Source organism: Polyangium jinanense, from assembly GCF_028435265.1.
GTDB classification, from domain to species: Bacteria; Myxococcota_A; Polyangia; order Polyangiales; family Polyangiaceae; genus Polyangium; species Polyangium jinanense.
In genome coordinates this window covers 71,690-97,901 of record NZ_JAGTJK010000040.1, presented here as the reverse complement: position 1 = coordinate 97,901, position 26,212 = coordinate 71,690, and the positions used below count along the sequence as shown (strand labels likewise).

General features: G+C 68.5%; 16 protein-coding genes. 12 read left to right on the top strand and 4 right to left on the bottom strand.

All coding sequences use genetic code 11. From position 1 onward, the window contains the following. The 10 genes from KEG38_RS40915 to KEG38_RS40875 form a co-directional block, all read left to right on the top strand. Window positions 1-3,847: serine/threonine-protein kinase (locus KEG38_RS40915; protein ID WP_272425924.1), on the top strand; the 3,847-nt coding region annotated here is incomplete at its 5' end. Window positions 3,848-3,944: 97 nt separating this feature from the next. Beyond that, window positions 3,945-7,781 (top strand): serine/threonine-protein kinase, encoded by a 3,837-nt coding sequence (locus tag KEG38_RS40910; protein WP_272425923.1) that lies wholly within the window; start codon window positions 3,945-3,947, stop codon window positions 7,779-7,781. A 50-nt stretch (window positions 7,782-7,831) separates the two neighbouring features. Then, entirely contained in the window at window positions 7,832-11,728 is a 3,897-nt protein-coding gene (locus tag KEG38_RS40905) for a serine/threonine-protein kinase (protein WP_272425921.1), read from the top strand. Between the two features lie 452 nt (window positions 11,729-12,180). After that, entirely contained in the window at window positions 12,181-12,969 is a 789-nt protein-coding gene (locus tag KEG38_RS40900; RefSeq protein WP_272425919.1) for a hypothetical protein, read from the top strand. Window positions 12,970-13,092: 123 nt separating this feature from the next. Then, entirely contained in the window at window positions 13,093-15,015 is a 1,923-nt protein-coding gene (locus tag KEG38_RS40895) for a hypothetical protein (RefSeq protein ID WP_272425917.1), read from the top strand. A gap of 330 nt (window positions 15,016-15,345) precedes the next feature. Further along, window positions 15,346-16,524, top strand: coding sequence for a hypothetical protein (locus KEG38_RS40890; RefSeq protein WP_272425916.1), 1,179 nt, complete (start codon window positions 15,346-15,348; stop codon window positions 16,522-16,524). Then, complete coding sequence (locus KEG38_RS56200) at window positions 16,460-16,762, top strand: MYXO-CTERM sorting domain-containing protein (RefSeq protein WP_372518225.1); 303 nt, start codon at window positions 16,460-16,462, stop codon at window positions 16,760-16,762. Before KEG38_RS40890 ends, KEG38_RS56200 begins: the two co-directional genes overlap by 65 nt. 82 nt (window positions 16,763-16,844) lie before the next feature. Next, window positions 16,845-18,533 carry an amidase gene (locus KEG38_RS40885; RefSeq protein WP_272425914.1) on the top strand — a complete coding sequence of 563 codons (1,689 nt, stop codon included), beginning with the start codon at window positions 16,845-16,847 and terminating at the stop codon, window positions 18,531-18,533. 56 nt (window positions 18,534-18,589) lie between these two features. Continuing rightward, window positions 18,590-19,759: an ABC transporter permease gene (locus KEG38_RS40880; protein ID WP_272425912.1), complete on the top strand. Its 1,170-nt coding sequence runs from the start codon at window positions 18,590-18,592 to the stop codon at window positions 19,757-19,759. Next, window positions 19,759-20,412: an ABC transporter ATP-binding protein gene (locus tag KEG38_RS40875; RefSeq protein ID WP_272425910.1), complete on the top strand. Its 654-nt coding sequence runs from the start codon at window positions 19,759-19,761 to the stop codon at window positions 20,410-20,412. The genes KEG38_RS40880 and KEG38_RS40875 overlap by 1 nt, the downstream gene beginning before the upstream one ends. Here the strand turns inward: KEG38_RS40875 and KEG38_RS40870 are convergent. Together KEG38_RS40870 and KEG38_RS40865 are read right to left on the bottom strand one after the other, a co-directional pair. Then, on the bottom strand, window positions 20,345-21,451 hold the full coding sequence (locus KEG38_RS40870; RefSeq protein ID WP_272425908.1) for an acyltransferase family protein: 1,107 nt from the start codon (window positions 21,449-21,451) through the stop codon (window positions 20,345-20,347). The two genes, KEG38_RS40875 and KEG38_RS40870, sit on opposite strands and share 68 nt — an antisense overlap. Next, the gene (locus tag KEG38_RS40865; RefSeq protein ID WP_272425906.1) at window positions 21,451-22,425 is read right to left on the bottom strand and encodes a hypothetical protein; all 975 of its coding nucleotides are present in this window, start codon (window positions 22,423-22,425) and stop codon (window positions 21,451-21,453) included. The genes KEG38_RS40870 and KEG38_RS40865 overlap by 1 nt, the downstream gene beginning before the upstream one ends. A 219-nt stretch (window positions 22,426-22,644) precedes the next feature. Between KEG38_RS40865 and KEG38_RS40860 the strand changes: the two genes are divergently transcribed. Beyond that, window positions 22,645-22,989, top strand: coding sequence for a BPSL0067 family protein (locus tag KEG38_RS40860; RefSeq protein ID WP_272425905.1), 345 nt, complete (start codon window positions 22,645-22,647; stop codon window positions 22,987-22,989). A gap of 77 nt (window positions 22,990-23,066) precedes the next feature. Here KEG38_RS40860 and KEG38_RS40855 read toward each other — a convergent pair whose 3' ends face one another. Beyond that, complete coding sequence (locus tag KEG38_RS40855; RefSeq protein WP_272425903.1) at window positions 23,067-24,539, bottom strand: flavin monoamine oxidase family protein; 1,473 nt, start codon at window positions 24,537-24,539, stop codon at window positions 23,067-23,069. Between the two features lie 238 nt (window positions 24,540-24,777). On the opposite strand from KEG38_RS40855, the gene KEG38_RS40850 reads away from it, so the two are divergent. Further along, window positions 24,778-25,140 carry a cupin domain-containing protein gene (locus tag KEG38_RS40850; RefSeq protein WP_272425901.1) on the top strand — a complete coding sequence of 121 codons (363 nt, stop codon included), beginning with the start codon at window positions 24,778-24,780 and terminating at the stop codon, window positions 25,138-25,140. Between the two features lie 361 nt (window positions 25,141-25,501). Here the strand turns inward: KEG38_RS40850 and KEG38_RS40845 are convergent, their stop codons facing one another. Further along, entirely contained in the window at window positions 25,502-26,194 is a 693-nt protein-coding gene (locus KEG38_RS40845; RefSeq protein ID WP_272425899.1) for a DNA-binding protein, read from the bottom strand. Window positions 26,195-26,212 lie beyond the last annotated feature (18 nt).

Genomic DNA, 26,212 nt, shown 5'->3' with positions numbered 1-26,212 from the left:
CATGCGGGCAGGGGACATCATCGACGATCGATTCGTGATCGAGCGGGTCGCCGGCTCGGGGGGAATGGGCTCGGTCTTCCGGGCGCACGATCGCCTTTCCGGCGAGCTGGTGGCCGTCAAGGTGCTCCATGACCGGGAGCCGCGCGACATCGCGCGTTTCGATATGGAGGCGCGTGTGCTCGCCGGGCTCGATCATCCGGGGATCGTCCGGTATGTCACGCACGGCGTGACCAGCACGGGCGAGCCCTTCCTCGCCATGGAATGGCTCGCCGGTGAGGATCTCGGCGCGCGGTTATCACGCGGGAAGCTGACGGTCGCGGAAAGTGTCGCCGTCCTCAGCGCGGCGGCCTCGGCCCTCGCGACGGCGCACGCGCGCCTCGTGGTGCATCGTGATATCAAGCCGAGCAACGTTTTCCTGGTGGATGGCGCGCTCGAACGCGTCAAATTGCTTGATTTTGGTCTCGCCCGCATTCCGCTTTCGCCACGATTCACGCGGACGGGTGTGGTTCTGGGGACGCCGAGCTACATGGCGCCCGAGCAGGCGCGTGGCGCGCCGTCGCTCGACGCGCGTGTCGATGTGTTCGCGCTCGGCGCCGTGCTGTTCGAGTGCTTGACCGGGCAGCCCGCATTCCAGGGCGAGCACGTGATGGCCATCCTGGCGAAGGTCTTGCTGGAAGATCCACCGCCATTGCGAAAGCTCCGGCCCGAGGTGTCGGTGCAGCTCGAAGCGCTGGTCGCGTGTATGCTCGCGAAGGATCCGGCCGATCGGCTCGTCGATGCGGGGGAGGTCGCCGAGGCGCTTGCCTGTCTCGATGCGCGTGATGCTTGCTCGTCGCTCTCCGACGCTCCGTCCGCGGAGGCCATGACGAGGAGCGAGCTGCGATTGCTGAGTATCGTCGCCGTGGGCGCGCCGGTCGAAGACATCGACGCCGAGCACACGATCGCGCGCCAAGAGCTTCTGGAATCGGCCGCGGAGACGTTCGGCGCGCGTGTCGAATGGCTGGCGGACGGCTCGATGCTCGCCGTCTTCATGAATGCAACGAGCGCGTCGGATGTGGCGGCGCGGGCGGCGCGATGCGCGCTCCAGATGCGCCTGCGCGCGCCGGACGTGCCCGTTGCGATCGCGACCGGCCTCGGCGAGGTCGCGGAGGCTTTGCCGATCGGACAGGTCCTCGATCGGGCCGCCGCGCTCCTGCGCGCAGCGGGGCGCTGGGTGCTCGTCGACGAGGTGACCGCGGGGCTCTTCGACGCGCGCTTCGTGGTGGTGCGTGGGCCGGGCGGGCTTACGCTCCACCGCGAAGAGGAGATCAGCGCGACGGCACGCACACTGCTCGGCAAACCGAGTCCCTTCGTGGGGCGCGGACGGGAAAAGCGCATTCTGCTCGACCTGCTCGACGAATCCGTCGGCGAGGGTATTGCGCGTGCGGTGCTCGTGACCGGGCCGCCTGGAATTGGAAAGTCCCGCCTTCGCCAGGAGTTCGTTCATGCGGCCTTCCCGCGCCATCCCGCGGTCGACGTGTGGATTGGGCGCGGCGACGCAATGAGCAAAGGGGCGGCGTTTTCCCTCGTGGGCTCGGCGTTGCGTCATGCGTTCGCGGTCGCAGGCCACGAGCCGACCGAGGAGCGAAGGCGGAAGCTCACCGAGCGGGTCGCGCGCCACGTGGCCGAGCCCGAGGTCCGCCACGTGGCTGCGTTTCTCGGCGAGATGATGGGCACGCCCTTCCCCGACACCGAGAGTGCCAAGCTTCGCGCCGCGCGTCTCGACGCGCGGCTCATGGCCGATCAGATTCAAAACTCCTTTCGGCAGTTCATGGCGGCCGAGTGCCGTGCGCACCCGGTGTTGCTCGTCCTCGAGGACCTGCACTGGGGCGATCTTCCCTCGGTGAAGCTCATCGACGCGGCGTTGCGGGACCTCGCGGGTAAGCCGCTCGTCGTGGCAGCGTTCGGTCGGCCCGAGGTGCACGACGTGTTTCCCAAGGTATGGGCCGAGCGGGGGTTGTCCGAGATTCGCCTGGGCGAGCTGACCCCACGTGCCGCGGAGGAGCTCGCTCGAAGTGCGCTCGGGACGACGGCCGAACCTCGGACGATCGCGCAAATCGTGAAGCGCGCCGCGGGCCATCCGTTTTTTCTGGAGGAGCTCATCCGAGCGGTGGCCGAGGGGCGCGGAGATCAATTGCCAGAGACCGTGCTGGCGATGGTCGAGGCGCGCCTTGCCGCCCTCCCCGCAGGTGCGCGGCGTGTGCTGCGCGCGGCCAGCGTATTCGGGGATGTCTTCTGGTGCGGCGGCTTGGAGCACCTGCTCGGCGGGGGGGACGAGGCGCGGTGTGCGCACGAGTGGCTCGACATGCTGGCCGCGCGCGAGGTCGTGCAGCGCAGCGAGACGAGCCGGTTTCCGGGAGAGGAGCAGTATTCGTTCCGGCATTCGCTCTTGCGGGAGGGCGCGTATGCGATGCTGACGGAGCCCGACCGCACGCTCGGGCATCGGCTCGCGGGGGAGTGGCTCTTGCAATGGGGCGAGGCCGACGCGATGCGCTTGGCCGAGCATTTCGAGCGTGGAAAGAGCCCTGAGCGCGCGGCGGAGTGGTATCTCGCGGTGGCCAGGCAGATGCTCAAGGCCATGGACACGCGCGGTGCGATCGCGTGCGCCACGAGGGGCCTCGATTGCGGCGTATCTGGGAGGCTACGCACGGAGCTCTTGCTCGTCCGCAGCGAAGCCCGCACGTGGACCGGGGAATGGGCGCTGATCGGACCGGACATCGACGAGGCCCTGCAAGGGCTGACGCCGCGCCAGCCGCTCTGGTACACCGCGATGGCATTCAAGGTCATGACCGCCGCGCTGTTCGACGATCCCAGCGTGTCCGCCGACGACGTCGTGGCGCAGTTCGATAGGGAGCCGAGCCCCGAGTGCCTGAGATCGTTCGTGGTCGCTCTCGGGCTCGTCTACAAATCCCTGATCCTGCTTGGCAGGCGCGCCCTCGCCCGGCGGTGCATGGCCCGGATGCAGCATGTGGGCAGCCGGATCGCGGAGGACGAGCCCTGGGTTCGAGGCAAGCTGCAGGAACACCAGAGTTTGGTGTACTTTGACGAGGGGGATTTCTGGGCAGGCCTCACGGCCGCAAAGGCCGCCCTGGCGAGCTACGAGCAAGCCGATGATCGGCGGCATGCGGCCGCGATCCGTTTGACCATCCATGCGTTGTACCTGTACCTGGGGGCGTACGCGCGCGTGGAAGAGGAGCTGCGCGCTTTGCCCCAGGACGACCAGGAGTCTGCCGTGTATACCGTCGGGGTGAGGGGCATTCTCGCCTTTATGCTCGCGGAGCGCGGGGCCCTCGGCGAGGCGCGCGCGCTGGCGGAGAGCGTCCGAGACGCGGCGGTCACGCTGGGCAGCCCCTATTTCGAATGCGTCACCCGAGAGAGGCTTGCTTCCATCCTCCTGCGCACCGGTGATCTCGACGCGGCGGAGCGCGAGGCGCGCGCGGCCAAGGAGCTCGCGGGCACGACGCCCTGGCGCACGGCGGCGGAGGCGAGGCTCGCGGCCATCCTCCTTCGGCAGCAGCGTGCGGACGAGGCGCTCCGCCTCACCGAGGATGCGGTCACGCAGTACGACGCGAGCGGCGGAATCGGACTTCATGACATGTATCTGCGCCTCACCCATGCCGAGGCGCTGCACGCGACGGGCCATCACGCCCGCGCGCGGACCGTGCTGCTCGAGGTCCGCGACCTTTTGCTGTCGCGCGCGGCCAAGGTCCAGGATCCGGAGCTGCGCCGGAGCTTCCTCGAGAACGTCCCCGAAAACGCGCGCATCCTCGCCCTCGCTGCCGCCTGGGAGCGGGACGCCGCCGCTTAGCTTTGGGACCGGAAGAAGCGGACAGCGAAGGAACGCAAGAGCCTCCTCATATGCCATCCCCCGCGCGTAGCTTTAGGTTCCTCCGCACAGGGAACACATGCGGGCAGGGGACATCATCGACGATCGATTCGTGATCGAGCGGGTCGCCGGCTCGGGGGGAATGGGCTCGGTCTTCCGGGCGCACGATCGCCTTTCCGGCGAGCTGGTGGCCGTCAAGGTGCTCCATGACCGGGAGCCGCGCGACATCGCGCGTTTCGATATGGAGGCGCGTGTGCTCGCCGGGCTCGATCATCCGGGGATCGTCCGGTATGTCACGCACGGCGTGACCAGCACGGGCGAGCCCTTCCTCGCCATGGAATGGCTCGCCGGTGAGGATCTCGGCGCGCGGTTATCACGCGGGAAGCTGACGGTCGCGGAAAGTGTCGCCGTCCTCAGCGCGGCGGCCTCGGCCCTCGCGACGGCGCACGCGCGCCTCGTGGTGCATCGTGATATCAAGCCGAGCAACGTTTTCCTGGTGGATGGCGCGCTCGAACGCGTCAAATTGCTTGATTTTGGTCTCGCCCGCATTCCGCTTTCGCCACGATTCACGCGGACGGGTGTGGTTCTGGGGACGCCGAGCTACATGGCGCCCGAGCAGGCGCGTGGCGCGCCGTCGCTCGACGCGCGTGTCGATGTGTTCGCGCTCGGCGCCGTGCTGTTCGAGTGCTTGACCGGGCAGCCCGCATTCCAGGGCGAGCACGTGATGGCCATCCTGGCGAAGGTCTTGCTGGAAGATCCACCGCCATTGCGAAAGCTCCGGCCCGAGGTGTCGGTGCAGCTCGAAGCGCTGGTCGCGTGTATGCTCGCGAAGGATCCGGCCGATCGGCTCGTCGATGCGGGGGAGGTCGCCGAGGCGCTTGCCTGTCTCGATGCGCGTGATGCTTGCTCGTCGCTCTCCGACGCGCCGCCCGCGGAGGCCATGACGAGGAGCGAGCTGCGATTGCTGAGTATCGTCGCCGTGGGCGCGCCGGTCGAAGACATTGACGCCGAGCACACGATCGCGCGCCAAGAGGTCCTGGAATCGGCCGCGGATCCGTTCGGCGCGCGTGTCGAATGGCTGGCGGACGGCTCGATGCTGGCCGTCTTCATGCATGCAGCAAGCGCCTCCGATGTGGCGGCGCGCGCCGCTCGTTGTGCCCTCCGGCTGCGCCTCTGCGCCCCGGAAGCGGCCATCGCGGTCGCGACAGGGCTCGGCGAGGTCGAGGAGGCGCTGCCGGTCGGACAGGTCCTCGAGCGGGCCGCCGCGCTCCTGCGCGCGGCGGGGCGCTGGGTGCGCGTCGACGAGGTGACCGCGGGGCTCTTCGACGCGCGTTTCGTGGTGGTGCGTAGGCCGAGCGGGATCGAGCTTCACCGCGAGGAGGAGGTCAGCAGGGCGGCGCGCACGCTGCTCGGCAAACCGAGTCCGTTCGTGGGGCGCGGACGAGAAAAGCGCATCCTGCTCGACCTGCTCGACGAATCCGTCGGCGAGGGCATCGCGCGCGCCGTGCTCGTGACCGGGCCGCCTGGAATTGGAAAGTCCCGTCTTCGCCAGGAGTTCGTTCACGCGGCCTTCCAGCGCCATCCAAAGGTCGAGGTGTGGATCGGGCGCGGCGACGCGATCAGCAAAGGATCGGCGTTTTCCCTCGCTGGTTCGGCGCTGCGTCATGCATTCGCGATCGTGGGCCACGAGCCGATCGAGGAGCGAAGGCGGAAGCTCACCGAGCGGGTCGCGCGTCACGTGGCCGAGCCCGAGGTCCGCCACGTGGCCGGGTTTCTCGGCGAAATGACGGGCACGCCCTTCCCCGACGAGGAGAGCGCCAAACTCTGCGCCGCGCGCCTCGATGCGCGGCTCATGGCCGACCAGATCCAATTCTCCTTCCGGCAATTCATGGCCGCCGCGTGTGGCGCGCATCCGGTCTTGCTCGTCCTCGAAGACCTGCACTGGGGCGATCTTCCCTCGGTGAAGCTCGTCGATGCGGCGTTGCGGGACATCGCCGGCAAGCCGCTCGTCGTGGCGGCGTTCGGTCGGCCCGAGGTGCACGACGTTTTTCCGAAGGTATGGGCCGAGCGTGGGTTGTCCGAGATTCGCCTGGGCGAGCTGACCCCACGGGCCGCGGCGGAGCTCGCCCGGAGCGCGCTCGGAGATACGGAACCTCGTACGATCGCGCAAATCGTGAAGCGCGCCGCGGGGCATCCATTTTTCCTGGAGGAGCTCATCCGGGCGGTGGCCGAGGGGCGCGGGGAGCAATTGCCGGAGACGGTGCTGGCGATGGTCGAGGCGCGCCTCGCCGCCCTCCCCGCAGGTGCGCGGCGCGTGCTGCGGGCGGCCAGCGTCTTCGGGGATGTCTTCTGGTGCGGCGGCGTGGGGCACCTGCTCGGTGGTAGGGACGAGGCGCTGCGTGCGCACGATTGGCTGGACCTGCTGGCCGCGCGCGAGGTCCTGCAGCGCAGCGAGACGAGCCGGTTTCCGGGAGAGGAGCAGTATTCGTTCCGGCATTCGCTCCTGCGGGAGGGCGCGTATGCGATGCTGACGGAGCCCGACCGCGTCCTCGGGCATCGGCTCGCCGGGGAGTGGCTCGTGCAATGGGGCGAAAGCGACGCGTTGCGCCTGGCCGAGCATTTCGAGCGGGGCAAGAGGCCCGAGCGCGCGGCGGAGTGGTATCTCGCGGCGGCAAGGCAGATGCTTCAGGGGGCGGATCTGCGTGGTGCCATCGATTGCGCAGAGCGAGGCCTCGGCTGCGGAGCCTCAGGGGAGCTGCGCGCATGGCTCTTGTACGTCCGCAGCGGGGCGTATGCGTGGAGATGGGACTGGACGTATGTCGCGACGAGTATGGCGGAGATCCTGCGCTTGGCCACGCCACGCACGCCGCTCTGGATGATGGCCATGGCAGGCAAGCTCGCGAGCGCGCTGATGCTCCCAGCGTCCATCGTGCGCAGAGACGACGTGCAGGCGCTCGTCGACCTCGAGCCGGGTCCGGAGAGCGTGCGGCAATTCGTCTTCGTCCTCGGGCTCGCCTGGGAAACCTTGATGCAGCAAGGCAGGCGTGACCTGGCCCAGCTTTGCGCGGCGCGAATGGAGCAGATCGGAAGCCCCATCTCGGCGGACGATCCCGCGGTCCGGGGCAGGCTGTACGCGTCGCGAAGCGTGACACTTTTCCAGGAGGGTGATTTCTGGGGAAGCTTGGAGGCTGCAAGAACCGCCATCGCGAGTTCCGAGGAGGCCGGCGAGCGGCAGCATGTGGCGGGGGTCCGCGCGCTCCTCGCCCTGGATTACCTGTACCTCGGGGCGTACGCGCGCGCGGAGCAGGAAGCACGCGACCTGCTCCAGATGGGCGAGGCGTCCACGATCTATGCGGTAAACGGGCGGTGTGTCTTGGCCAGTGCGCTCGCGGAGCGCGGGGCCCTGGAGGAGGCGCGCCAGCTGGCAGAGAGCGTCCGGGATTCCCTGGTCACGCGGGGCAGCAGCCATTACGAATGCGTCGCCCGGGTGACGCTGGCCGTCGTGCTTCTTCGCTCCGGTGATCTCGACGCGGCGGAGCGCGAGGCGCGCGCGGCCGCCGAGGTTCTCTCGAGCACCGCTCCCTGGCGCACGGCGGTGGACGCGACGCTCGCGGCCATTCTCCTCCTGCAGCGACGCGCAGACGAGGCACTGCACCTCCTCGAGGCGGCCGTGCAGCATGACGCGAGCGGCGGCGGACCTTTTGAAGTGGCATTGCGCCTCGCCCACGCCGAGGCGCTGCACGCGACGGGCGACCACGCCCGCGCACGGGCCCTGCTGCTCGAGACCCGCGACCTTTTGTTCTCGCGCGCGGCAAAGATCGAGGACCCCGAGCTACGCCGGAGCTTCCTCGAAAATGTCACCAAGAACGCCCGCATCCTCGCCCTGGCTGCCGCCTGGGAGCGAGACGCCGCTTAGCTTTGGGACCTGAAGAAGCGAGCTGCGAAGGAGTGCAAGCGCCTCTTCGTATGCCATCTCCCGCGCGTGACCTTAGGTTGCTCCGCACAGGAGAGCGCATGCAGGCGGGGGACGTCATCGACGATCGATTCGTCATCGAGCGGGTCGCCGGCTCGGGGGGAATGGGCTCGGTGTTCCGGGCGCACGACCGCCTGTCCGGCGGGCCGGTGGCCGTCAAGGTGCTCCATGACCGGGAGCCCCGCGATATCGCGCGTTTCGATATGGAGGCGCGTGTGCTCGCCGGGCTCGATCATCCGGGCATCGTCCGGTATGTCACGCACGGTGTGACCCGTGCGGGCGAGCCCTTCCTCGCCATGGAATGGCTCGCGGGAGAGGAGCTCGGCGCGCGACTCTCGCGCGGGAGGCTCACGATCGAGGAGAGCGTCGCCGTCCTCGGCGCGGCGGCCTCGGCCCTCGCGACGGCGCATTCGCGTGGCGTGGTACACCGCGATATCAAGCCGAGCAACGTCTTCCTCGTGGATGGCGCGCTGGATCGGGTGAAGTTGCTCGATTTTGGTCTCGCGCGTTTCCCGCTTTCGCCACGGTTCACGCGGACGGGCGTCGTGCTGGGGACGCCGAGCTACATGGCGCCCGAGCAGGCGCGAGGCGCGCCGTCGCTCGACGCGCGCGTCGATGTGTTCGCGCTCGGCGCTGTGCTGTTCGAGTGCTTGACCGGGCAGCCCGCATTTCAGGGCGAGCACGTCATGGCCATCCTGGCGAAGGTCTTGCTCGAGGATCCACCGCCCTTGCGAAAGCTCCGGCCCGAGGCATCGGTGCGGCTCGAAGCGCTGGTCGCGTGTATGCTCGCGAAAGATCCGGCCGATCGGCTCGCCGATGCGGGGGAGGTCGCGGAGGCGCTTGCCTGTCTCGATGCGCGTCATGCTTGGTCGTGGCTCTCCGAGGTGCCGCCCGCGGAGGCGCTGACGAGGAGCGAGCAACGATTGCTGAGTATCGTCGCCGTCGGCGCGCTGGCCGAGGAGGACGTCGAATCCACGCGCACCCGCCGAGAGGCGTTGGAGTCGGCCGCGAAGACGTTCGGCGCGCGTGTCGAATGGCTGGCGGACGGCTCGATGCTGGCGGTCTTCATGAATGCTGCGAGCGCGTCGGATGTGGCGGCGCGGGCGGCACGATGCGCGCTCCAGATGCGCCTGCGCGTGCCGGACGCGCCCGTTGCGATCGCGACCGGCCTCGGCGAGGTCGCGGAGGCTTTGCCGATCGGACAGGTCCTCGATCGGGCCGCCGTGCTCCTGCGCGCGGCGGGGCGCTGGGTGCTCGTCGACGAGGTGACCGCGGGGCTCTTCGACGCGCGTTTCGTGGTGGTGCGTGGGCCGAGCGGGATCGAGCTTCACCGCGAGGAGGAGATCAGCGCGGCGGCACGCACGCTGCTCGGCAAACCGAGCCCGTTCGTGGGGCGCACGCGAGAACTGCGCATTCTGCTCGATCTCCTCGACGAATCCGTCGGCGAGAGCGTCGCGCGCGCGGTACTCGTGACCGGGCCGCCTGGAATCGGAAAGTCCCGTCTTCGCCAGGAATTCGTTTACGCGGCCTTCCAGCACCATCCAGAGGTCAATGTGTGGATCGGGCGCGGCGACGCGATGAGCAAAGGATCGGCGTTTGCCCTCGCTGGCTCGGCGTTGCGTCATGCGTTCGCGGTCGCGGGCCACGAGTCCATCGACGAGCGCAGGCGCAAGCTTGCCGAGCGGGTCGCGCGCCACGTGGCCGAGCCCGAGGTCCGCCACGTGGCTGCGTTTCTCGGTGAGATGACGGGCACGCCCTTCCCCGACGACGACAGCGCCAAGCTCCGCGCCGCGCGTCTCGACGCGCGGCTCATGGCCGATCAGATTCAAAACTCCTTTCGGCAGTTCATGGCGGCCGAGTGCCGTGCGCACCCGGTGTTGCTCGTCCTCGAGGATCTGCACTGGGGCGATCTTCCCTCGGTGAAGCTCGTCGACGCGGCGTTGCGGGACCTCGCAGGCAAGCCGCTCGTCGTGGCAGCGTTCGGTCGGCCCGAGGTGCACGACGTGTTTCCCAAGGTATGGGCCGAGCGTGGGTTGTCCGAGATTCGCCTGGGCGAGCTGACCCCACGTGCCGCGGAGGAGCTCGCTCGAAGTGCGCTCGGGACGACGGCCGAGCCTCGGACGATCGCGCGGATCGTGAAGCGCGCCGCGGGCCATCCGTTTTTCCTGGAGGAGCTCATCCGAGCGGTGGCCGAGGGGCGCGGAGAGCAATTGCCGGAGACCGTGCTGGCGATGGTCGAGGCGCGCCTTGCCGCCCTCTCCTCCGATGCGCGGCGTGTGCTGCGCGCGGCCAGCGTATTCGGAGATGTCTTCTGGTGCGGCGGCGTGGAGCACCTGCTCGGCGGGGGGGACGAGGCGCGGTGCGCGCACGATTGGCTCGAGATGCTGGCCACGCGCGAGGTGTTGCAGCGGAGCGAGGCGAGCAGGTTTCCGGGGGAGGAAGAGTATTCGTTCCGGCATTCGCTCTTGCGGGAGGGCGCCTATGGTATGCTGACGGAGCCCGATCGAACCCTCGGACATCGGCTCGTGGGGGAGTGGCTCGTGCAATGGGGCGAGGGCGACGCGTTGCGCCTGGCGGAGCATTTCGAGCGGGGAAAGAGTCAGGAGCGCGCGGCGGAGTGGTATCTCGCGGCGGCCAGGCAGATGCTCCAGGCCAATGACCTGCATGGAGCGGTTACCTGCACCGAGCGTGGCCTCGGCTGCGGCGCATCTGGGAGGCTGCGCACGGAGCTCTTTCTCGTCCGGGGCGAAGCTCAAGGGACGAGCGGCGATTGGGCGGCGTTAGGGTCGAGCATGGCCGCGCTCGACCTGTGCGAGATTGCTCCAGGCGATTCGCTCTGGGCCCTGGCAATCGCAGGAAAGGTCATTTGGGCCGTGGTGAGCGGGAGATCCAGGGAGCTCTCCGAGGACATCCGAGCCCTCCTCGAGGTGGAGGCGAGCCCTGAGAGCGTGCGCACCCTCGTGGACGCCATCGCGTATGTCCATGAAGCCTTGATGATCGTCAGCAGCAGGCATGACCACGCAAGGCTCTGCGCGGCGCGGATGGAGCAGCTCGGTAGCCCCATCGCGGTGCACGATCCCGTGGTTCGGGGCAGGCTCTACGAGGTGCGCAGCTCGGAGCTTTTCTTCGAGGGGAATTCCTGGGGAAGCCTGGAAGCTGCACGAGCTGCCATTGCGAGCTACGAAGAGGCCGGCGACCGGCGGCACGCGGCGAGGACCCGTCTGCGCGTCGCGAGAAATTTGTTGTGCATGGGGGCGTACGCCCGCGCTGAAGAGGAGTTGCGTAGCGTGCTGGTGGACAACGAGGGGGCCGTTGCTTTCGAGGGGAGGTGTTCTCTGGCCCTGGCGCTCGCGGCGCAGGGGGCCCTGGAGGAGGCACGCGCGACGCTGGCCGATGTCGGGGGACTCGATCTCGTGCGCAACAATCCCTATTATGAAGGCATCACCAGAGTGACACTGGCCAGCGTTCTCCGTGGGTCCGGTGAGCTCGACGCGGCGGAGCGCGAGGTGCGCGCGGGCATGGAGATCCTCTCGCGCTTGGGTACTTCTCGGTGGTACTTCGAGACGAGGGCGACGCTCGCGGCCGTCCTCGTCAGGCAGCAGCGCGCGGACGAAGCGTTGCGCCTCTTCGAGGATGCGGCCGAGAAGTACGACGCGAGCGGCGGGGGAAGACCTTTTGAAATGGCCCTGTGCCTCACCCGCGCCGAGGCGCTGCACGCGACAGGCAACCACGCCCGCGCGCGGGCCCTGCTACTCGACACCCGAGACCTCTTGCTATCACGCGCGGCGACGATCGACGACCCCGAGCTGCGCCGGAGCTTCCTCGAAAACGTCCCCGAGAACGCGCGCATCCTCGCCCTCGCTGCCGCCTGGGAGAAAGACGCCGCTTAGCTCGTCCGCGGAAGACATCCGCGGGTGAGAGCGAGCCGCATCACCAAATTTCCCATCCGCGACCCCCGCGAAGCCGTCCCGCGCCCAAAAATCCGCCTCCCGCCCCCCGCGCCGCCGCCCTCTCCCGAACGGAACGCCCGATCGACCCCCGCGCCCCCGCCGTGCCGGAACGGAACGCCCGATCGACCCCCGCGCAGCCGCCGTTTCGCCGACGGAACACCCGATCGACCCCCGCGAAGCCGATTTTTCGCCGACGGAACCCCTGATCGACCCCCGCGAAGCCGACTTTCCGTTGACGGAACGCCTCCGCGAGCGTCGGGATCGTGCCTCCCATCCCGCGGAACACCTTCGCGAGGCGTCCGAGCTGGACAGTTTGGGACCTGGACTCGTAAGCTGCCCCCCTCGAAGCCCGGCTCTGGAAGCTCGGGCGCGTTCCGTGAGGGAGGTTGTTCGTGGCGAAGAAGTCGAGGCAGGTCGATAACCGCATTCAATCGAGCGGGCACGTCATCAACGCGGCAAAGACGCACGCCGAGCAGGCCGCCGAGAAGCTCGCGGCGCGCGCGATTTCCGTGCAAGGGGCGAATACGAAAGCAACGAAGGAGGTGTTTCACATCCTCCTCGCGTTCTTGACGGATACCCTCGGCGCCTCGGCCCGGTCCCTCGATCAAGCGGAGCTGCGTGTCCTCGCGGAACGCGCCGACGACGTCGGCGTGCGCGAGGGACGCGACACGGCCGCCGCGGACCTCCTCCGCGCCGCCGTGCGCGTCAAATCGATGGTCTCGGACGCGCTCGGCACCGGTGGGCTCCACACCTATGGTCTCGCGGGAGAGACGCCGCGCGCGCCCCGCGAGCTCGCGAGCCACGCGCGGAGCGTGTCGGACCTGATGACGAACAAGCCCTTTCTGGTCACCGTCGAGGGCGTGACCTTCGACAGCGCCGCCATGGCCGCGACGCTGGACGCCAAGGCCAATGTCCTCGATCAAGCCCTCGCGACCATGCTGCGCGAGGAGCAGGAGCTCGCCGATCAGCTCGGCCGTCGCGATAGCCAGGTGCTCGCGTGGATCGAGGACCACCAGGGCACCGCCGACACCCTCGTCGGTCTTTTCCGCCTGGCCGGTCGTAAAGACCTTTCCGAGCGGGTGCGCCCGACGAACCGCGCGCTCGCTGGCGAGGAGATCACGCCGTCCGCCGAGACGACGACGAGCGAGGATCCGTCGGGCGGCGGACCGGTGCAGGGGTAGTGCACGCGGCGGCGGCTGGCACGAAATGACAAAACTTGTGGGGCGATCCGCCGTATTGGGCAAAGCTCTGGGGCAAAGCCCCGCTCCCCATCTTCTTACGCCTTCGGATCACGAGGACCGCGAATGAACAAGCTCGTCGGAAGTGTCTGGGTGGTGCGCTTTCTTCTATGTTTCGCCGTGCTCTGCACGGCCTGCTCGGACCCGCCATCGAGTGGGACGCCTGGCGGCAGCGGCAGCGGCGGCAGCGGCGGCGGCAGCGGCGGCGGCGGCGGCGGCGGCGGAGACGCTGGTGCCGGCGGCGGCGAGGCTGGTGCCGGCGGTGGGACAGAGCCCATCTGCACCAAGCTGGAAGATCTCGGCAACGCGAATATCGACGTCCCCGCGATCACGCTGAACGGCGCCATCACGGTGAACGGCAGCGTGCCGGCGGCGGGGAACCAGACCAGCGCCGTGCGGCTCCGCGACCTGAAGACCGGAGACAGCTTGCTGCTGGGGAGGCCTGGCGACGCAAGTTATACGGCCAAGTCGATCGTGCCCGGGACCTACGACCTCTATTATCACTGGGACATCACGGACTCGCAGGAGCTGCCGCGGAACGAGGGCGTCCGGCTCAAGAGCGGTGTCGAGCTCACGAGCTCGCAAACGTTCAACGTCGACATCTCCACGATCACGCTGAACGGCGCCATCACGGTGAACGGGAGCGTGCCTGTGGCGGGGAACAAGACCAGCGCGGTGCGGCTCCGGAACCTCGGGACTGGAGACAGCATGCTGCTGGGGAGGCCTGGCGACGCAAGTTATGCGGCCAAGTCGATCGTGCCCGGGACCTACGACGTCTATTATTACTGGGACATCACGGATTCGCAGGGGCTGCCGCGGAACGAGAGCGTCCGGCTCAAGAGCGGTGTCGAGCTCACGAGCTCGCAAACGTTCAACGTCGACATCAAAACGATCACGCTGAGCGGGGCCATCACGGTGAACGGCAGCGTGCCTGTGGCGGGGAACAAGACCAGCGCGGTGCGGCTCCGGAACGTGGAGACCGGAGACAGCGTGCTGCTGGGGAGGCCTGGCGACGCAAGTTATACGGCCAAGCAGATCGTGGCCGGGACCTACGACGTCTATTATCACTGGGACATCACGGATTCGCAGGGGCTGCCGCGAAACGAGGGCGTCCGGCTCAAGAGCGGTGTCTCGCTGACGAGCTCGCAAACGTTCAACGTCGACATCCCCACGATCACGCTGAGCGGGGCCATCACGGTGAACGGCAGCGTGCCGGCGGCGGGGAACAAGACCAGCGCGGTGCGGCTCCGGAACGTGGCGACCGGCGACAGTGTGCTGCTGGGGAGGCCTGGCGACGCAAGTTATACGGCCAAGCAGATCGTGGCCGGGACCTACGACGTCTATTATCACTGGGACCTCACGGATTCGCAGGAGCTGCCGCGAAACGAGGGTGTCCGGCTGAAGAGCGGTGTCGCGCTGACGAGCTCGCAAACGTTCAATGTCGACATTTCCACGATCTCGCTGAGCGGGGCCATCACGATCAACGGGAGCGTGCCTGCGGCGGGGAACAAGAGCAGCGCGGTGCGGCTCCGGAACGTGGCTACCGGCGACAGCTTGCTTCTGGGGAGGCCCGGGGACGCAAGCTACGTGGCGAAGCTGATCGTGGCCGGGACCTACGACGTCTATTATCACTGGGACACGACAGATTCGCAGGAGCTGCCGCGAAACGAGGGTGTCCGGCTCAAGAGCGGTGTCGCGCTGACGAGCTCGCAAACGTTCAACGTCGACGTCCCCGCGGTCACGCTGAGCGGGGCCATCACGATCAACGGCAGCGTGCCGGCGGCGGGCGACAAGAGCAGCGCGGTGCGGTTCCGGAACCTGGAGACAGGAGACAGCTTGCTCCTGGGGAGGCCTGGGGACGCAACCTACGTGGCGAAGCAGATCGTGCCCGGGACCTACGACGTCTATTATCACTGGGCCACCACGGATTCGCAGGAGCTGCCGCGGAACGAATCAGCCCGCCTGGGCTGCGTGGTCATCGCGCCCTGAGGAAGCGCCGCGCTGGGGCGTTGCCCCAGGCCCCACCAGGGGTTGTCCACCCCTGGACCCGGACCAGCGCAAGCGCTGGACCTTTGGTGGAAGAACTGCGCGATGCGCAGTTCTTCCAGCAGGATCACGTTGCCCGTTGAGGGGTCCGTGCTGCTGTCCTGGTTGGCTAGGTCGCTTGCGGTCTTGACCCGGCCTGTGCGATGAACTGCGCTTCGCGCAGTTCATCGTCCTGGGTCCAGCCCCTGGCTGGTCCGGGTCCAGGGGCGGACAGCCCCTGGTGGGGCCTGGGGCAACGCCCCAGCGCAGCGCCTTCAACTCAAAATGACCCACATGGCATTCGTCGAGGAGCTGAAACAGGGACGGCGCGGCGTTCGGTTTGCCGTCCCGCGGGGGTTCGAGGTTTCGGAGGAGACTGAGCGCTCCGCGATGCTCGTCGACAAGGCCCGCGGCTTTTCTCTTTCGCTCGGGGCTTTCACGCATCGGCTCGACCTCTTGCCTGCGCACGATGCGCTCCTCCGCCGCGATGTCGAGCGGCATGCGCGTGACCTCTTCGAGACGTGCTTCCGGTCGACCTCGCCTGCGGATTCGAAGATGCGCCCGCGTACGGATGATAAGGCCTGGTCGCCGGTCGTCGAGGTCGCTCCCGTGAACCTGGGCGCGGCGCGCGTGCTCCGCGTCGTGCATCGCCTTTGGTACGAGCCGGGCCGCGAGACCTTGATGGGCCATCTCCTCGTGCCGCTTGCGCAGGGGCTCTTCGAAGTGCGGGTTCTTCCGCCGACGTCGCGGCTTTCGGGCGTGCGCGAGGCGGCTGTGGCGGATCGCGCGACTGCCGCCCTTGCTGGCACGGATCCCGCGGCTTTTTTGCGGGGTATCGATCAACGCGCGTCCGACGATCCCGCGCTCGACGCCTCGTTCCCGCGGCATCCGCTCAGCGTGGCCCGGAAAGGACTTCGATTTCTGCTGGAAGATGCTGGCCTCGAGGTCCTCGATCCCGACGTGGAGACGCGGCCCGGCGAGGTCGAGATTACGGCTGCCGGGTTTGCCGTCACTCCGCCGCCGCGGTATCGGCTCGTGGAGAAGAATCCGCCTTCGCCGAAGCTTGCGTCGTGGAGCCGGGTTTCTTTCTCGGGGACCGATGGGATCCAGCTCCTCACGGTCTCGCGGACGGGGACGCGCCTCGCGGAGCGCAATGGGCGAAAGCTCGCGCGGATTGCGGAGGATCTGACCCGCGCGTCCGTGCCTGCGGGCGCCGAGGGCGTGCGCGTGAGTGCCGTCGCGCTGCCGGACGAACGCGGACGCTCGCATGCGGAGACGTATCATGCCTACGCGAAGGGCGCGTCGCGGCAGCAATCGCTCTTTCGCTGGTTCACGGAGCCGGACGGGGAGGTCGTGATGGTCGCGTTTGGCGCGGCGATGTGCGTGCCCGTGGACGAGCTCGCGGACGATGCGGAGGCCGTGGTGCGATCGTTCCGACGGCTCGGGGCGAAGAAATGGTGGCAGATTTCTTGAGCGATTGGGCCGGAGACCCGCATGCGCCGCACATTCGATTCCACCTGCTGCACCGTCGACTGGTCCCTCGCCGTGCTCCTCGTCGTGGGGTGTGGGGGGCGGCCCCTTCGGCACGACATACCGATCCACCGGCGGCGGATGCGCGTGTCACGTCGGAGCCTTCTCCGAGGCGCCGCGTGGGCTCGTCCTGCTCGGGCTCGTGCCGCTCCTTGCATCTCGGCGGCGCAGGCGCGCGTGAACGCCCTCGGGACAATGGTTCTTTGCTGCAAACCCGCGTCCCATGGCCTAGGATTCGCCGTCCTCGCCCTGGAGCGTTTCCCATGACGTACGATCTCAAGACCGCCAATGCCCCCCGGATGACCGGCCTCGCGCTCGAAGCCGCGGCGCTCGCCCTCGAAAATCCGGCCACGGGGCATCTCATCGGGCAGAAGCTCCTGAAGGACCTCGGTATTCTGGATCTCCGGTACTCGGACCTCCGCGACGCGCCCTCCGTCGTCCCGAGCCTGCCGCGTCCCGCGAGCTTCACGGCCTCGGCCGCGCCGCCCGTCGACCTCGAAGGCCTCGCGCGTTCGGCCCAAAAAACCAAAGGATTTGCCTTCGAGTCGGCCGCGGACTTCGTCGCCGCGTACCGCGAGGGGCGCGCGGACCCGGTGAAGGTCGCCGAGCGATTCCTGGAGGCCGCGCAGCGCCTCGACACGGGCGAGCGCCCGCTCCGGGTGTTCATCGAGCGAAACACCGATCGCCTGCTCGCCGCGGCCCGCGAGAGCCGCGAGCGATATCGCAAAGGCGCGCCCAAAGGCCCGCTCGACGGCGTGCCCGTGTCGGTCAAGGACGAGCTCGACGTGGAAGGGTATCACACCACCGTCGGGACGCGATTCTTGAAGCTCCGTCCCTCCGAGGACGCCACCACGGTCCGCCGTTTGCGCTCTGCCGGCGCCTTGATCCTCGGCAAGGTCAACATGCACGAGATCGGCATCGATACCTCGGGGTTCAATGCCCACCACGGCACCCCGACGAACCCGTATGCGCCGGGGCATTACACGGGCGGCTCGTCGAGCGGATCGGCCGCCAGCGTCGCGGCCGGGTTCTGCCCGATCTCGATCGGCGCGGACGGCGGCGGCTCGATCCGCATTCCCGCCGCGCTCTGCGGCATCGTCGGGCTCAAGGCGACGTGGAGCCGCATCAGCGAGCACGGCGCCTTTCCGCTCTGCGCGAGCGTCGGCCACGTCGGCCCGCTCGGCGCGACGATCCGGGACGTCGCGCTCGCCTATGCCCTCATGGCCGGCCCCGATGCGAAAGATCCGAATTCGCTCCACCAGCCGCCGCACCACCTCGACGGCCTCGGCCGGGAGGATCTCGAAGGCGTGCGCATCGGCGTGTACCGGCCCTGGTTCGAGCACGCGACGCCCGAGATCGTCCGCGCCGCGGAAGGGGCGCTCGACATCTTCCGCGCCCGGGGCGCGCGGATCGTCGAGATCGAGATTCCCGAGCTCGAGCGTGCGCGTGTGGCGCAGGGCGTGACGATTCTTTGCGAAATGGCCTCGTGCATGGCGCGGCACGACGCCGAGCACCGGCGAGCGTTCGGGCTCGGCGTGCGGATCAACCTGGCGATGGGGCGGGCGCTGGCTGGTATCGATTACGTGCAGGCCCAGAAGGTGCGCACGCGTTTTTCCGAGCACCTTGCCCGGGTGCTGCAGGCGGTCGACGTGATCGTCACGCCGACGACCGCGCTCACGGCGCCGCGCATCGCGGACGACGTGTTTCCGCGCGGCGAGAGCAACCTGGAGGTCACGAGTGGGCTCATGCGGTTCGTCTATCCGGCGAACCTCACGGGCAACCCCGCGCTCTCCGTGCCCGGCGGATACGACACGAGCGGGCATCCGATCGGCATTCAGATCCTCGGGCGTCCCTGGGAAGAGCACCTCCTTTTGCGCATGGGCGAGGTGCTGGAGCGCGAGGTCCCGCGGAAGGCGCCGGCCATTCACGTGCGTCTGCTCGACGGGGCCTGACGCGGATGGAGCCCGCCCCGCTCCCGCGTTCGCGCCCTAGCCTCGGGCCGCTCCTCTTGCTCGCCCGAAAGAGCCTGCTCGGGAGCCGCTTCACGTTCGCGTTGCTCGTCCTTTCGGTCGCCGCGGGCGCGGGTTTCCAGATCCCCAATACGTCGAACCTCGCCGGCTTCTCCGAGGCCCTGCTCGAAGAGGAGCTGCGCCACGGGGCCGGCGACGTGCGCGTCGAGCCGCGGGATAAACGGCACTTCGACGACGGCGCTGCCGCAGCCGCGAAGGTCTCCGAGGCCGCGGACACGCCCGTCCGCGCCGCCGTCCCCGTCCTCGTCCTGCCCGGCGCCGTCGGCAAAGGCGGGCGATTCCAGAATGCGCTCGTCTACGGCTACGATTTTTCCGGCGATCCCGCGCTCCGGCCGTTCCACCTCACGGACGGCGCGCTCCCCGCGCGCGGCGATTCGAACGGCGTGCTCATCGGCACCTCGCTCGCGAATCGAATCGGCGTGAAGGTCGGCGACGTCGTCGATCTGCGGGTCATCCTCGGCGCGCCGCCCGGCGCCGCCGGCGAGCCCGTGGGCGCGTCCGTCATGACCGTGCGTGGCCTCGTCGCGGGCAGCGCCGGCGCTTATCGCAGCGTCTTCCTCGACCGCGCTTCCCTCGCCGAGAAGACCGGCGCCCCGGCCGCCGCCTCCGCTATCCACGTCCACCTCGACGACCACTTCGCCGCCTCGGCCCTCGCCACGCGCCTCGAAGCCCGCCTCCCCGAGGCCCGCGCCGTCGGCTGGCGCGAGGACGACCCGTACGTGACGAACTATCTCGCCGCGAACCGCACCGTGAACGCCGTCTCCTACGCGATGGTCGTCGCGGCGATCAGCATCCCCGTCTGGGCCCTCTTCCACATCCACGTCCTCGGCCGCCGCCGCGAGATCGGCATCCTCGCCGCGCTCGGCTTCTCACGCCGCGAGATCTTCGGCCTCTTCTTGCTCCAGACCCTCGTCGTCGCGCTCGTCGGGCTCGTCGCCGGCGCGGCGCTTGGCTACGGGATGCTGCTCTACTTCCAGGCTCACCCCATCTTTTCGTGGGAGGCGCTCGTGGTTCGTCCCGTCATCACGGCCGCGGTCCTCGCGGGGCCGTGCCTCGCCGTCCTCGCCACCACCCTGCTCGCCGGCAGCGTCCCCGCCTGGCGCGCGGCCCGAACCGACCCGGCGCGGGTCCTGCGCAGGATCGACTGATGCCGACGGTGCTCCGCTGCGAGAGCCTCGTGCGCCGCCTCGGCGAGCGTGACGTCGTGCGCGGCGCCTCGCTCGACCTCGACGAGGCCGAGTCCATCGCGCTCGTGGGCCCGAGCGGCTGCGGCAAGACCACGCTGCTCCAGATGATCGGTCTGCTCGACCGTCCCACCGCGGGCCGCGTCGTGCTCGCTGGTCACGACGCCTGGTCACTCTCCGATGCCGTGCGCGCCGAGCTGCGCCTCGCCTGGATTGGCTTCGTGTTTCAACAGAACAACCTCGTCGAGACGCTGAGCGCGCGGGAGAACGTGGCGCTGCCGGCATGGCGTCTCGGGGCCTCGCGCCGGGAAGCCGAGCGCTCGGCGGATGCGCTCCTCGACCGGTTCGGCCTCACCGCGCGCCGTGACGCGCCGGCTGCCGAGCTCTCCGTGGGCGAGGCGCAACGCGTGGCCATCGCCCGCGCGCTCGTGAACCGCCCGCGCCTCGTGCTCGCCGACGAGCCGACGGGCAGCCTCGACAGCGCCTCGGCGGACGTCGTGATGGAGGCGCTCACCGCGGCTGCGGCGCTCGGCGCGGCGCTGCTCGTGGTCACGCACGATCCGCGGATCGCGGCGCGAGCGGGGAGGACCGTTTCGATCCACGACGGGCGGCTCTGAGGAGCAGGAACACGCCGAGACAAACGACCGCCGCGATCGAGACGACGCCCGCGTACTTCAAGGGCCCCGGCCACGCGAGGCGCGACGCGGTGAGCTGGAGGAAGACCACGATCGGCAGGTGTGTGACGTACACGAAGTACGACGCGTCGGCGAGCAAGCGGACGAGCGGCCGCTCGCGGGTCACGAGCCGCCCGCACGTGCCCAGAAAAACCGCGACGGCGAGGCACGAGAACGCCGCGCTCGTGACGAGCGCCCACGCGGGCGCGCGCGCCGGTGCGCCCGCCGCCGTGCTCGCGACGAGCGCGGGGACGAGCGCGGCGAGCAGCACGAGCGCGAGCCCCGCGAGCCACGGGAGCCGCCGCGCATACGCCGCGAGGTCCGCGGGATCGAGCAGCCACCCCCACGCGAAAAATACCGCGAAGTAGGCTGCGATGAGGGGTTCGACGAGGAACGAGAGCGGCGTGTCGAGCTGGAGTTTTCCCGCGACGAGGAGCAGCGCCGACACCGGGGCGATCGCGATCGCGGGCAAGGCGAGGGGCGAACGGAAAGGTCGCCGCGGCAGGACGGCGGCGAGCGTCGAGAGCAGGAGCAGGTAGTAAAGGAACCAGAGATGCGCGAGCGTGACGGGGAGCTCGGATGCGCGCAGCGCGGGGACCTGGCTGCCCACCGCGGCGCGACCTTCGAGCGTGCGCCCGTGGTCCCAGAGCGCGTTCATGGCTGCGGAGACGGGTACGAGCGCCACGAGCAGCGGCACGAGCACACGCGTGGCCCGCTCGCGTGCAAAGCCTCGAAGGCCCCGGCGCAGGACGATGCCATGCGAGACGATCCCGGAGAGCAGGAAAAATACGGGCATCAGGAACGCGCGGCCCACCCACACCACGAAGTCCGCGGCGAGATGCGTCGCGCGATCCTTGATCGCCCATCCGATCGGCGTCTCCAGGAACGAAAGCAGGCCGTGCAAGAGGAGGACGAGCGCCGTGGCGAAGGCCCGCGCGCCGTCGAGCGCGTGGATGCGCGTCCCCTCGCGCTCCATCTCCATCAGCCGTGTGTCCCCGCGGGCCGCTCGGCGTGCTCGCAGAGCAGCCCTCCGAGCAGGTGGAACTCGAGGTAGGCCCGCGCGACGTCGATCGCGCCATCCATCCGCGCGCTCTTCTCGCCGAGCCCGATCTCGCCCTCGCCCTTCTGGAAGCGAAACGCGAGCGTCTCGCCCGCGCCGAGCCCGCGCGTCATCACGGGTTCGAGCAGCGGCTCCCGATCGAGCCCGAACAAGAACAGATCCCGCTGCACGATCGACGAGAGTTTGTCCGAGAGCGCCGTGAGCGAGAGCTCCCACGCACCCTCGCGCAGCATCGCGGCGACGGATCCTTGACGGATGAGCTCGGCGTTCGCCCCGTCGAGCGATCGCAGCTCCGCGCGCACGAGCATCCACGCGAGCCCGAGCGCGCCGAAGCCGAGCGAGAGATCCGCCACGCGATAGCCTTTCCGAAAGGGATCCCGAAACGAGCCGCGCGTGTTGTCGCGCATGGCCATGAACGCCTTCACCACGCGGTGCATGAACGACGGCTCTTGCACGAGCGCGAGCGCGCGTTCTTTCGTGTAGACCGTCTCGGGCCGCGGCCCTCCTTCGACGATCACGTCGAACGGCTCGAAATCGGCGGTCGCGAGCGGCTCCTGCGTGCGCAGGTGCCGGTGCAGATCGAGCGAGAGCGCGTCGCCTTTCTTGAAGATCTCGAGGTGGATCGCGATCGGCGTTCGCGCGCCCGTCATCGTCGTCCCGTCGGCGAGGAACTCGAGATCCGCGATGAGCGTCTTTTCCGGGTAGCAGCGCGTGTTCGTCACCGTGATCCGCCGCGCGCGCCGATCGATCGTCACTTCGGTGTCGTCGTTCTCCAGCGCGAGCCGGTTGCTCTCGTTCGCGCCGCGGCGGCCGACGCCGGCGAGCGGGCAAACGATGCGGCCGGGAAAATATCGTACGCCGCGTTTCCGATGGGTCTCGATGTCAGGAAACATCACGATGGTCCGGCTGGAATCATGCCGCGAGCGTGGTGGATGAGCGGGTCGAAAAGCATAACGCACCTTGTCGAAACGGCGTTGTGTAAGTCAACCAACGAAGAAATGAGAGGAAGAAGAACGCGAGCGGCTTGTGGGCCGGCTAAGATCGCTTGTACCCTTTTCCGGTTCCGTTCCGTGGCGCCATGTAGCGCCACCACAAACTCGAGAGAGGAGCCCTTCATGGCGTATCGCACGAACACCCCGGAGCTTTACGAAGGCAGGCATTACGGCGAGAGCGAGCAGTGCGTCGCGCTCGTCAAGTACGCCTGCGGCGCGCCGCATACGTCGGCGTGGAAGAAGGGCGCCCAAGTGATCGGCAACGCGGCGATCACGGCGGGCACGGCGATCGCGTGCGGCTGGGAGGGCGAGCGGTACATGAGCCGCGCCCGCGGCAACCACGCGGCGATCTACCTCGGCCAGTTCGGCAATCAGATCGAGGTGGTGGATCAGTGGTCGGGTACGCCGGCCGGGCGCCGCTACAAGACGCACAAGCCCGAGAAGGCCTACTACGTCATCGAAGGCTGATCCCCGAGCCCTCTCGGACACGAAAGCCCGCCCGTGCCTCCTGGCGCGAGCGGGCTTTCTGTTTTCTGGCCGAACGATCAGCTCTTCTTCACGATCTCGTCCACGGCGCGCTTGGCGCTCTCGATGGCGCCCTGCATCCAGCCAGCCCAGATCGAGGTGTGCTCGCCGGCGAAATGGATCCGGCCCTCGGGCCGCGGGAGGACGGCCAGCATCCACCACTGATTCGGCAGGATCTCCGTCCACGCGCCCTGCGCCCACGGATCCTCGGCCCAGACCTTCATGTGGAACGAGAGCTTCTCGGCCTCGATGTCCGGGAAGAACTTCGCCAACTCGGCCTGGATGTACGCCTCGCGCTCGGGCGCGGCGATGGCCGCGAAGTCGTCGGCATTCTTGTCCTGCAGGTACGCGAGCAGGATGCCCGTGTCGCCGGTCTGGGTCGCGGTCAGATCCCAGACGCGCTCGGCCTTCGTGTCGGTCTTCGCGAGCTTGAGCCCGCCGAGCTCGCCGAGCGGATCGTTCTTCCAGAATCGCGTCTTCGTCTGGAACATGGCGCGCGACGAGGTCATCATGTGGACCTCGTCCATCGCCTTCTGCTTGTCGTCCGGCAGCGCGGGCGAGAACGCGACGTCGCGCAGCGGCTTGAGCGGGATCGTGCAGACGAGGTAATCGGCCTCGTAGGTCTCCGACGTGCCCTTCGCGTCGACGGTGACCGTGACCTTCGTCTCGTCCTGCGTGATCGATTTCACAACCCGCTCGAAGAACACCTTGCCGTCGAGCTTCTCCGCGAGCTTCTGTGCGATGAGGTCGTTGCCGCCCTGGACGTGGTAGGTGAGGCTCCAGTCCTGGTCCGCGGTCTCGAGCGCCATCCACGCGAGGACGCCGATCTTGTAGATCTCCGTGCCGTTGTCCGACGCATAGAGCGGGAGCCACGCATCCGTCGCGCCCTTGCTCTTGAGGTAATCGGTCCAGACCATTCCGTCGTATTTCTCGACGATGCCCGGGAGCGGGAAGCTCCCGTCCCGGGGATTGCCGAATTCCGCGAAATTGGCCGCGATGTACGTCGACCACATGCCGAGGCCTTCCGTGGCCTCCTCGGGCGACAGGCCCGGGATCGGCCACGGCGTGCCCTCCGTGTGGACGAATCGATTGCCCCCCAGGTAATAGAGCGGCGTCCCGTCCGGGAACTCTTCGAGCTTCAGGCCGAGCTCCTCGACGTAGCCGATCGTGTGGTCGTGCACGTCGGGGATGCGCGTCGCCCCGAGCTCGGCATACTGGCCGTTCTCGAAGCCCTCGTGCTGGGTGTGGACCCGGCCGCCGACGCGCGTCTGCGCCTCGAGCACGGTGACGTCCCACCCCTTCTTCATGAGCTCGTAGGCCGCCGAGAGCCCGGCGAGACCTCCGCCGAGAACGAGCACCTTTTTCGTCGATGCAGGCGGATTCGTCGGCGGGTTCCCATCATCCGGCCCGCAGCCCGGCAGGTACACGGCGACGCCGGCGACAGATAGGAGCTCGAGGAAGCGACGGCGATCGAACCTGGTCTTGCTTTTCATGAGGACCTCTTTGCGCTGCGCCTCATCCGCGCCGGGAGCAGCGCTCCCCCCCCATGCCCCAATCCCGTCCCTGCGGCAATCGGGCTCGCACGGTATCCGCGTATCCTTCCTCTCCCCTATGTGTTCAAATTTACTAGGTTATTGTACTGCGCCAAACGAATGACGCGAGAATGGTTCTCCCTCTCACGTCGTTGCGAAAAGATTGACGCGGACGTGCGTCTCGGCCTACGCCCTTCGTATGCCGACCTTCATCGAGAAGCCGAGCCGCATCGAGGCGGCCGGGAACAAGCCGAAGCTCATCGACGAGTACGTGGGGCGCGTCAACACGGGCACCGAGAGCGCGAGCGTGGCGCACATGCGGAGCCCCGGAGGCTGGGTCGAGCCGGGCCAGCGGCCGGCGTTCGACGAGTTCACGGTCGTGCTGCGCGGGACGCTGCACGTCGAATACGAGGGGGGAGCGGTCGACGTGCGCGCAGGTCAGGCGATCATCACGCACAAGGGAGAATGGGTCCGCTACAGCACGCCCGGCGAGGAGGGCGCGGAGTACATTGCGGTCTGCCTGCCGGCGTTCTCACCCGCGACGGTGAACCGCGACGCCTGACGCTCCACCTTGGGGCCGCCACGCCGGGGCGCCGCCCCGGACCCCGCGGGGGCTGTTCGCCCCTCGACCCGAACCAGGCACGGCCTGGACCGAGGGTGGAAGAACTGCGCGATGCGCAGTTCTTCCAACGGCCGGTGGCAAGACCATGGCCAACGTTGCCTGTCGAAATGTCAGCGCGGCTGTCTTGGTTGGCAGGGGTCGTTCCTCGGCCTGTTCGATGAACTGCGCATCGCGCAGTTCTTCGACCCCGGGTCCAGCGCTTGCGCTGGTCCAGGTCCAGGGGCGGATAGCCCCTGGTGGGGCCTGGGGCAACGCCCCAGCGCAGCGGCTCCCACATGAGACCAATGCTCAGACCTGACGCTCAGGGGGAGGGCGGCGGAGTCAGCACGAGATCCGCCGTCCCGCGCGGGGCAATCTCGTACCGATCGAGGTATTGCTGCGCGAACCCCGTGATCTCCACGGCGGTGCCCTTCGTGAGCTTCGTCGTGTCGATGAGGGGCTTGTCGCCTTTAAAGCACACGTAAATCTCGACCTCGCCGGAGCCGTCGTCCACGTACGCTTTGATGCCATAAGGTTTGTCCTCGACGATGGCCTTCGAAACGAGGCCCTTGACGCGGACGAGCTGCCCTTCGGTCGACTCGTCGACGTCGCCGGTCGCGACGTCTTTCGGCGTGACCGCCTCGACGCCTTGCAGGATCTCGGGGCCGGAGGCGTTCGTGACGAGCACGGTCTGCTTGGAGACCTGCTGGATTTGTCCGATGACGCGGACCTTGGCGCCGATGAGGATCTTGAGTTCGTCGTAGAGGCTGACATAAATGCCGCCGGTGTCGTCCTGGACCGCGAATCCGAAATCGCCGGTGGCGGTGACGAAGGTGCCCGGCGTGACGGAGACGAAGCCCTCGATCTGCGTGTATTCGTTGGTGGTCAGGGCGCGCGCTTCGGCGATGCTGACGACGTCCGGAGGGGGGAGCTCCTGTGGTTGCGGGAGCTCGTCGGAGCAGCCGGTGAGGAGCGCGGCGAGAGGTAACACGAGGAAGAGTGCGCGGTGATCCATGCGCTTTCTGTACCGCGC

What these genes read in the sequence shown, in the direction of transcription:
- KEG38_RS40850 (WP_272425901.1), top strand. Translation starts at nt 24,778, where the DNA reads ATGCCGACCTTCATCGAGAAGCCGAGCCGCATCGAGGCGGCCGGGAAC.
- KEG38_RS40890 (WP_272425916.1), top strand. Translation starts at nt 15,346, where the DNA reads ATGGCATTCGTCGAGGAGCTGAAACAGGGACGGCGCGGCGTTCGGTTT.
- KEG38_RS40845 (WP_272425899.1), bottom strand. Translation starts at nt 26,194, where the DNA reads ATGGATCACCGCGCACTCTTCCTCGTGTTACCTCTCGCCGCGCTCCTC.
- KEG38_RS40870 (WP_272425908.1), bottom strand. Translation starts at nt 21,451, where the DNA reads ATGGAGATGGAGCGCGAGGGGACGCGCATCCACGCGCTCGACGGCGCG.
- KEG38_RS40910 (WP_272425923.1), top strand. Translation starts at nt 3,945, where the DNA reads ATGCGGGCAGGGGACATCATCGACGATCGATTCGTGATCGAGCGGGTC.
- KEG38_RS56200 (WP_372518225.1), top strand. Translation starts at nt 16,460, where the DNA reads ATGCGGAGGCCGTGGTGCGATCGTTCCGACGGCTCGGGGCGAAGAAAT.
- KEG38_RS40885 (WP_272425914.1), top strand. Translation starts at nt 16,845, where the DNA reads ATGACGTACGATCTCAAGACCGCCAATGCCCCCCGGATGACCGGCCTC.
- KEG38_RS40895 (WP_272425917.1), top strand. Translation starts at nt 13,093, where the DNA reads ATGAACAAGCTCGTCGGAAGTGTCTGGGTGGTGCGCTTTCTTCTATGT.
- KEG38_RS40905 (WP_272425921.1), top strand. Translation starts at nt 7,832, where the DNA reads ATGCCATCTCCCGCGCGTGACCTTAGGTTGCTCCGCACAGGAGAGCGC.
- KEG38_RS40875 (WP_272425910.1), top strand. Translation starts at nt 19,759, where the DNA reads ATGCCGACGGTGCTCCGCTGCGAGAGCCTCGTGCGCCGCCTCGGCGAG.
- KEG38_RS40860 (WP_272425905.1), top strand. Translation starts at nt 22,645, where the DNA reads ATGGCGTATCGCACGAACACCCCGGAGCTTTACGAAGGCAGGCATTAC.
- KEG38_RS40855 (WP_272425903.1), bottom strand. Translation starts at nt 24,539, where the DNA reads ATGAAAAGCAAGACCAGGTTCGATCGCCGTCGCTTCCTCGAGCTCCTA.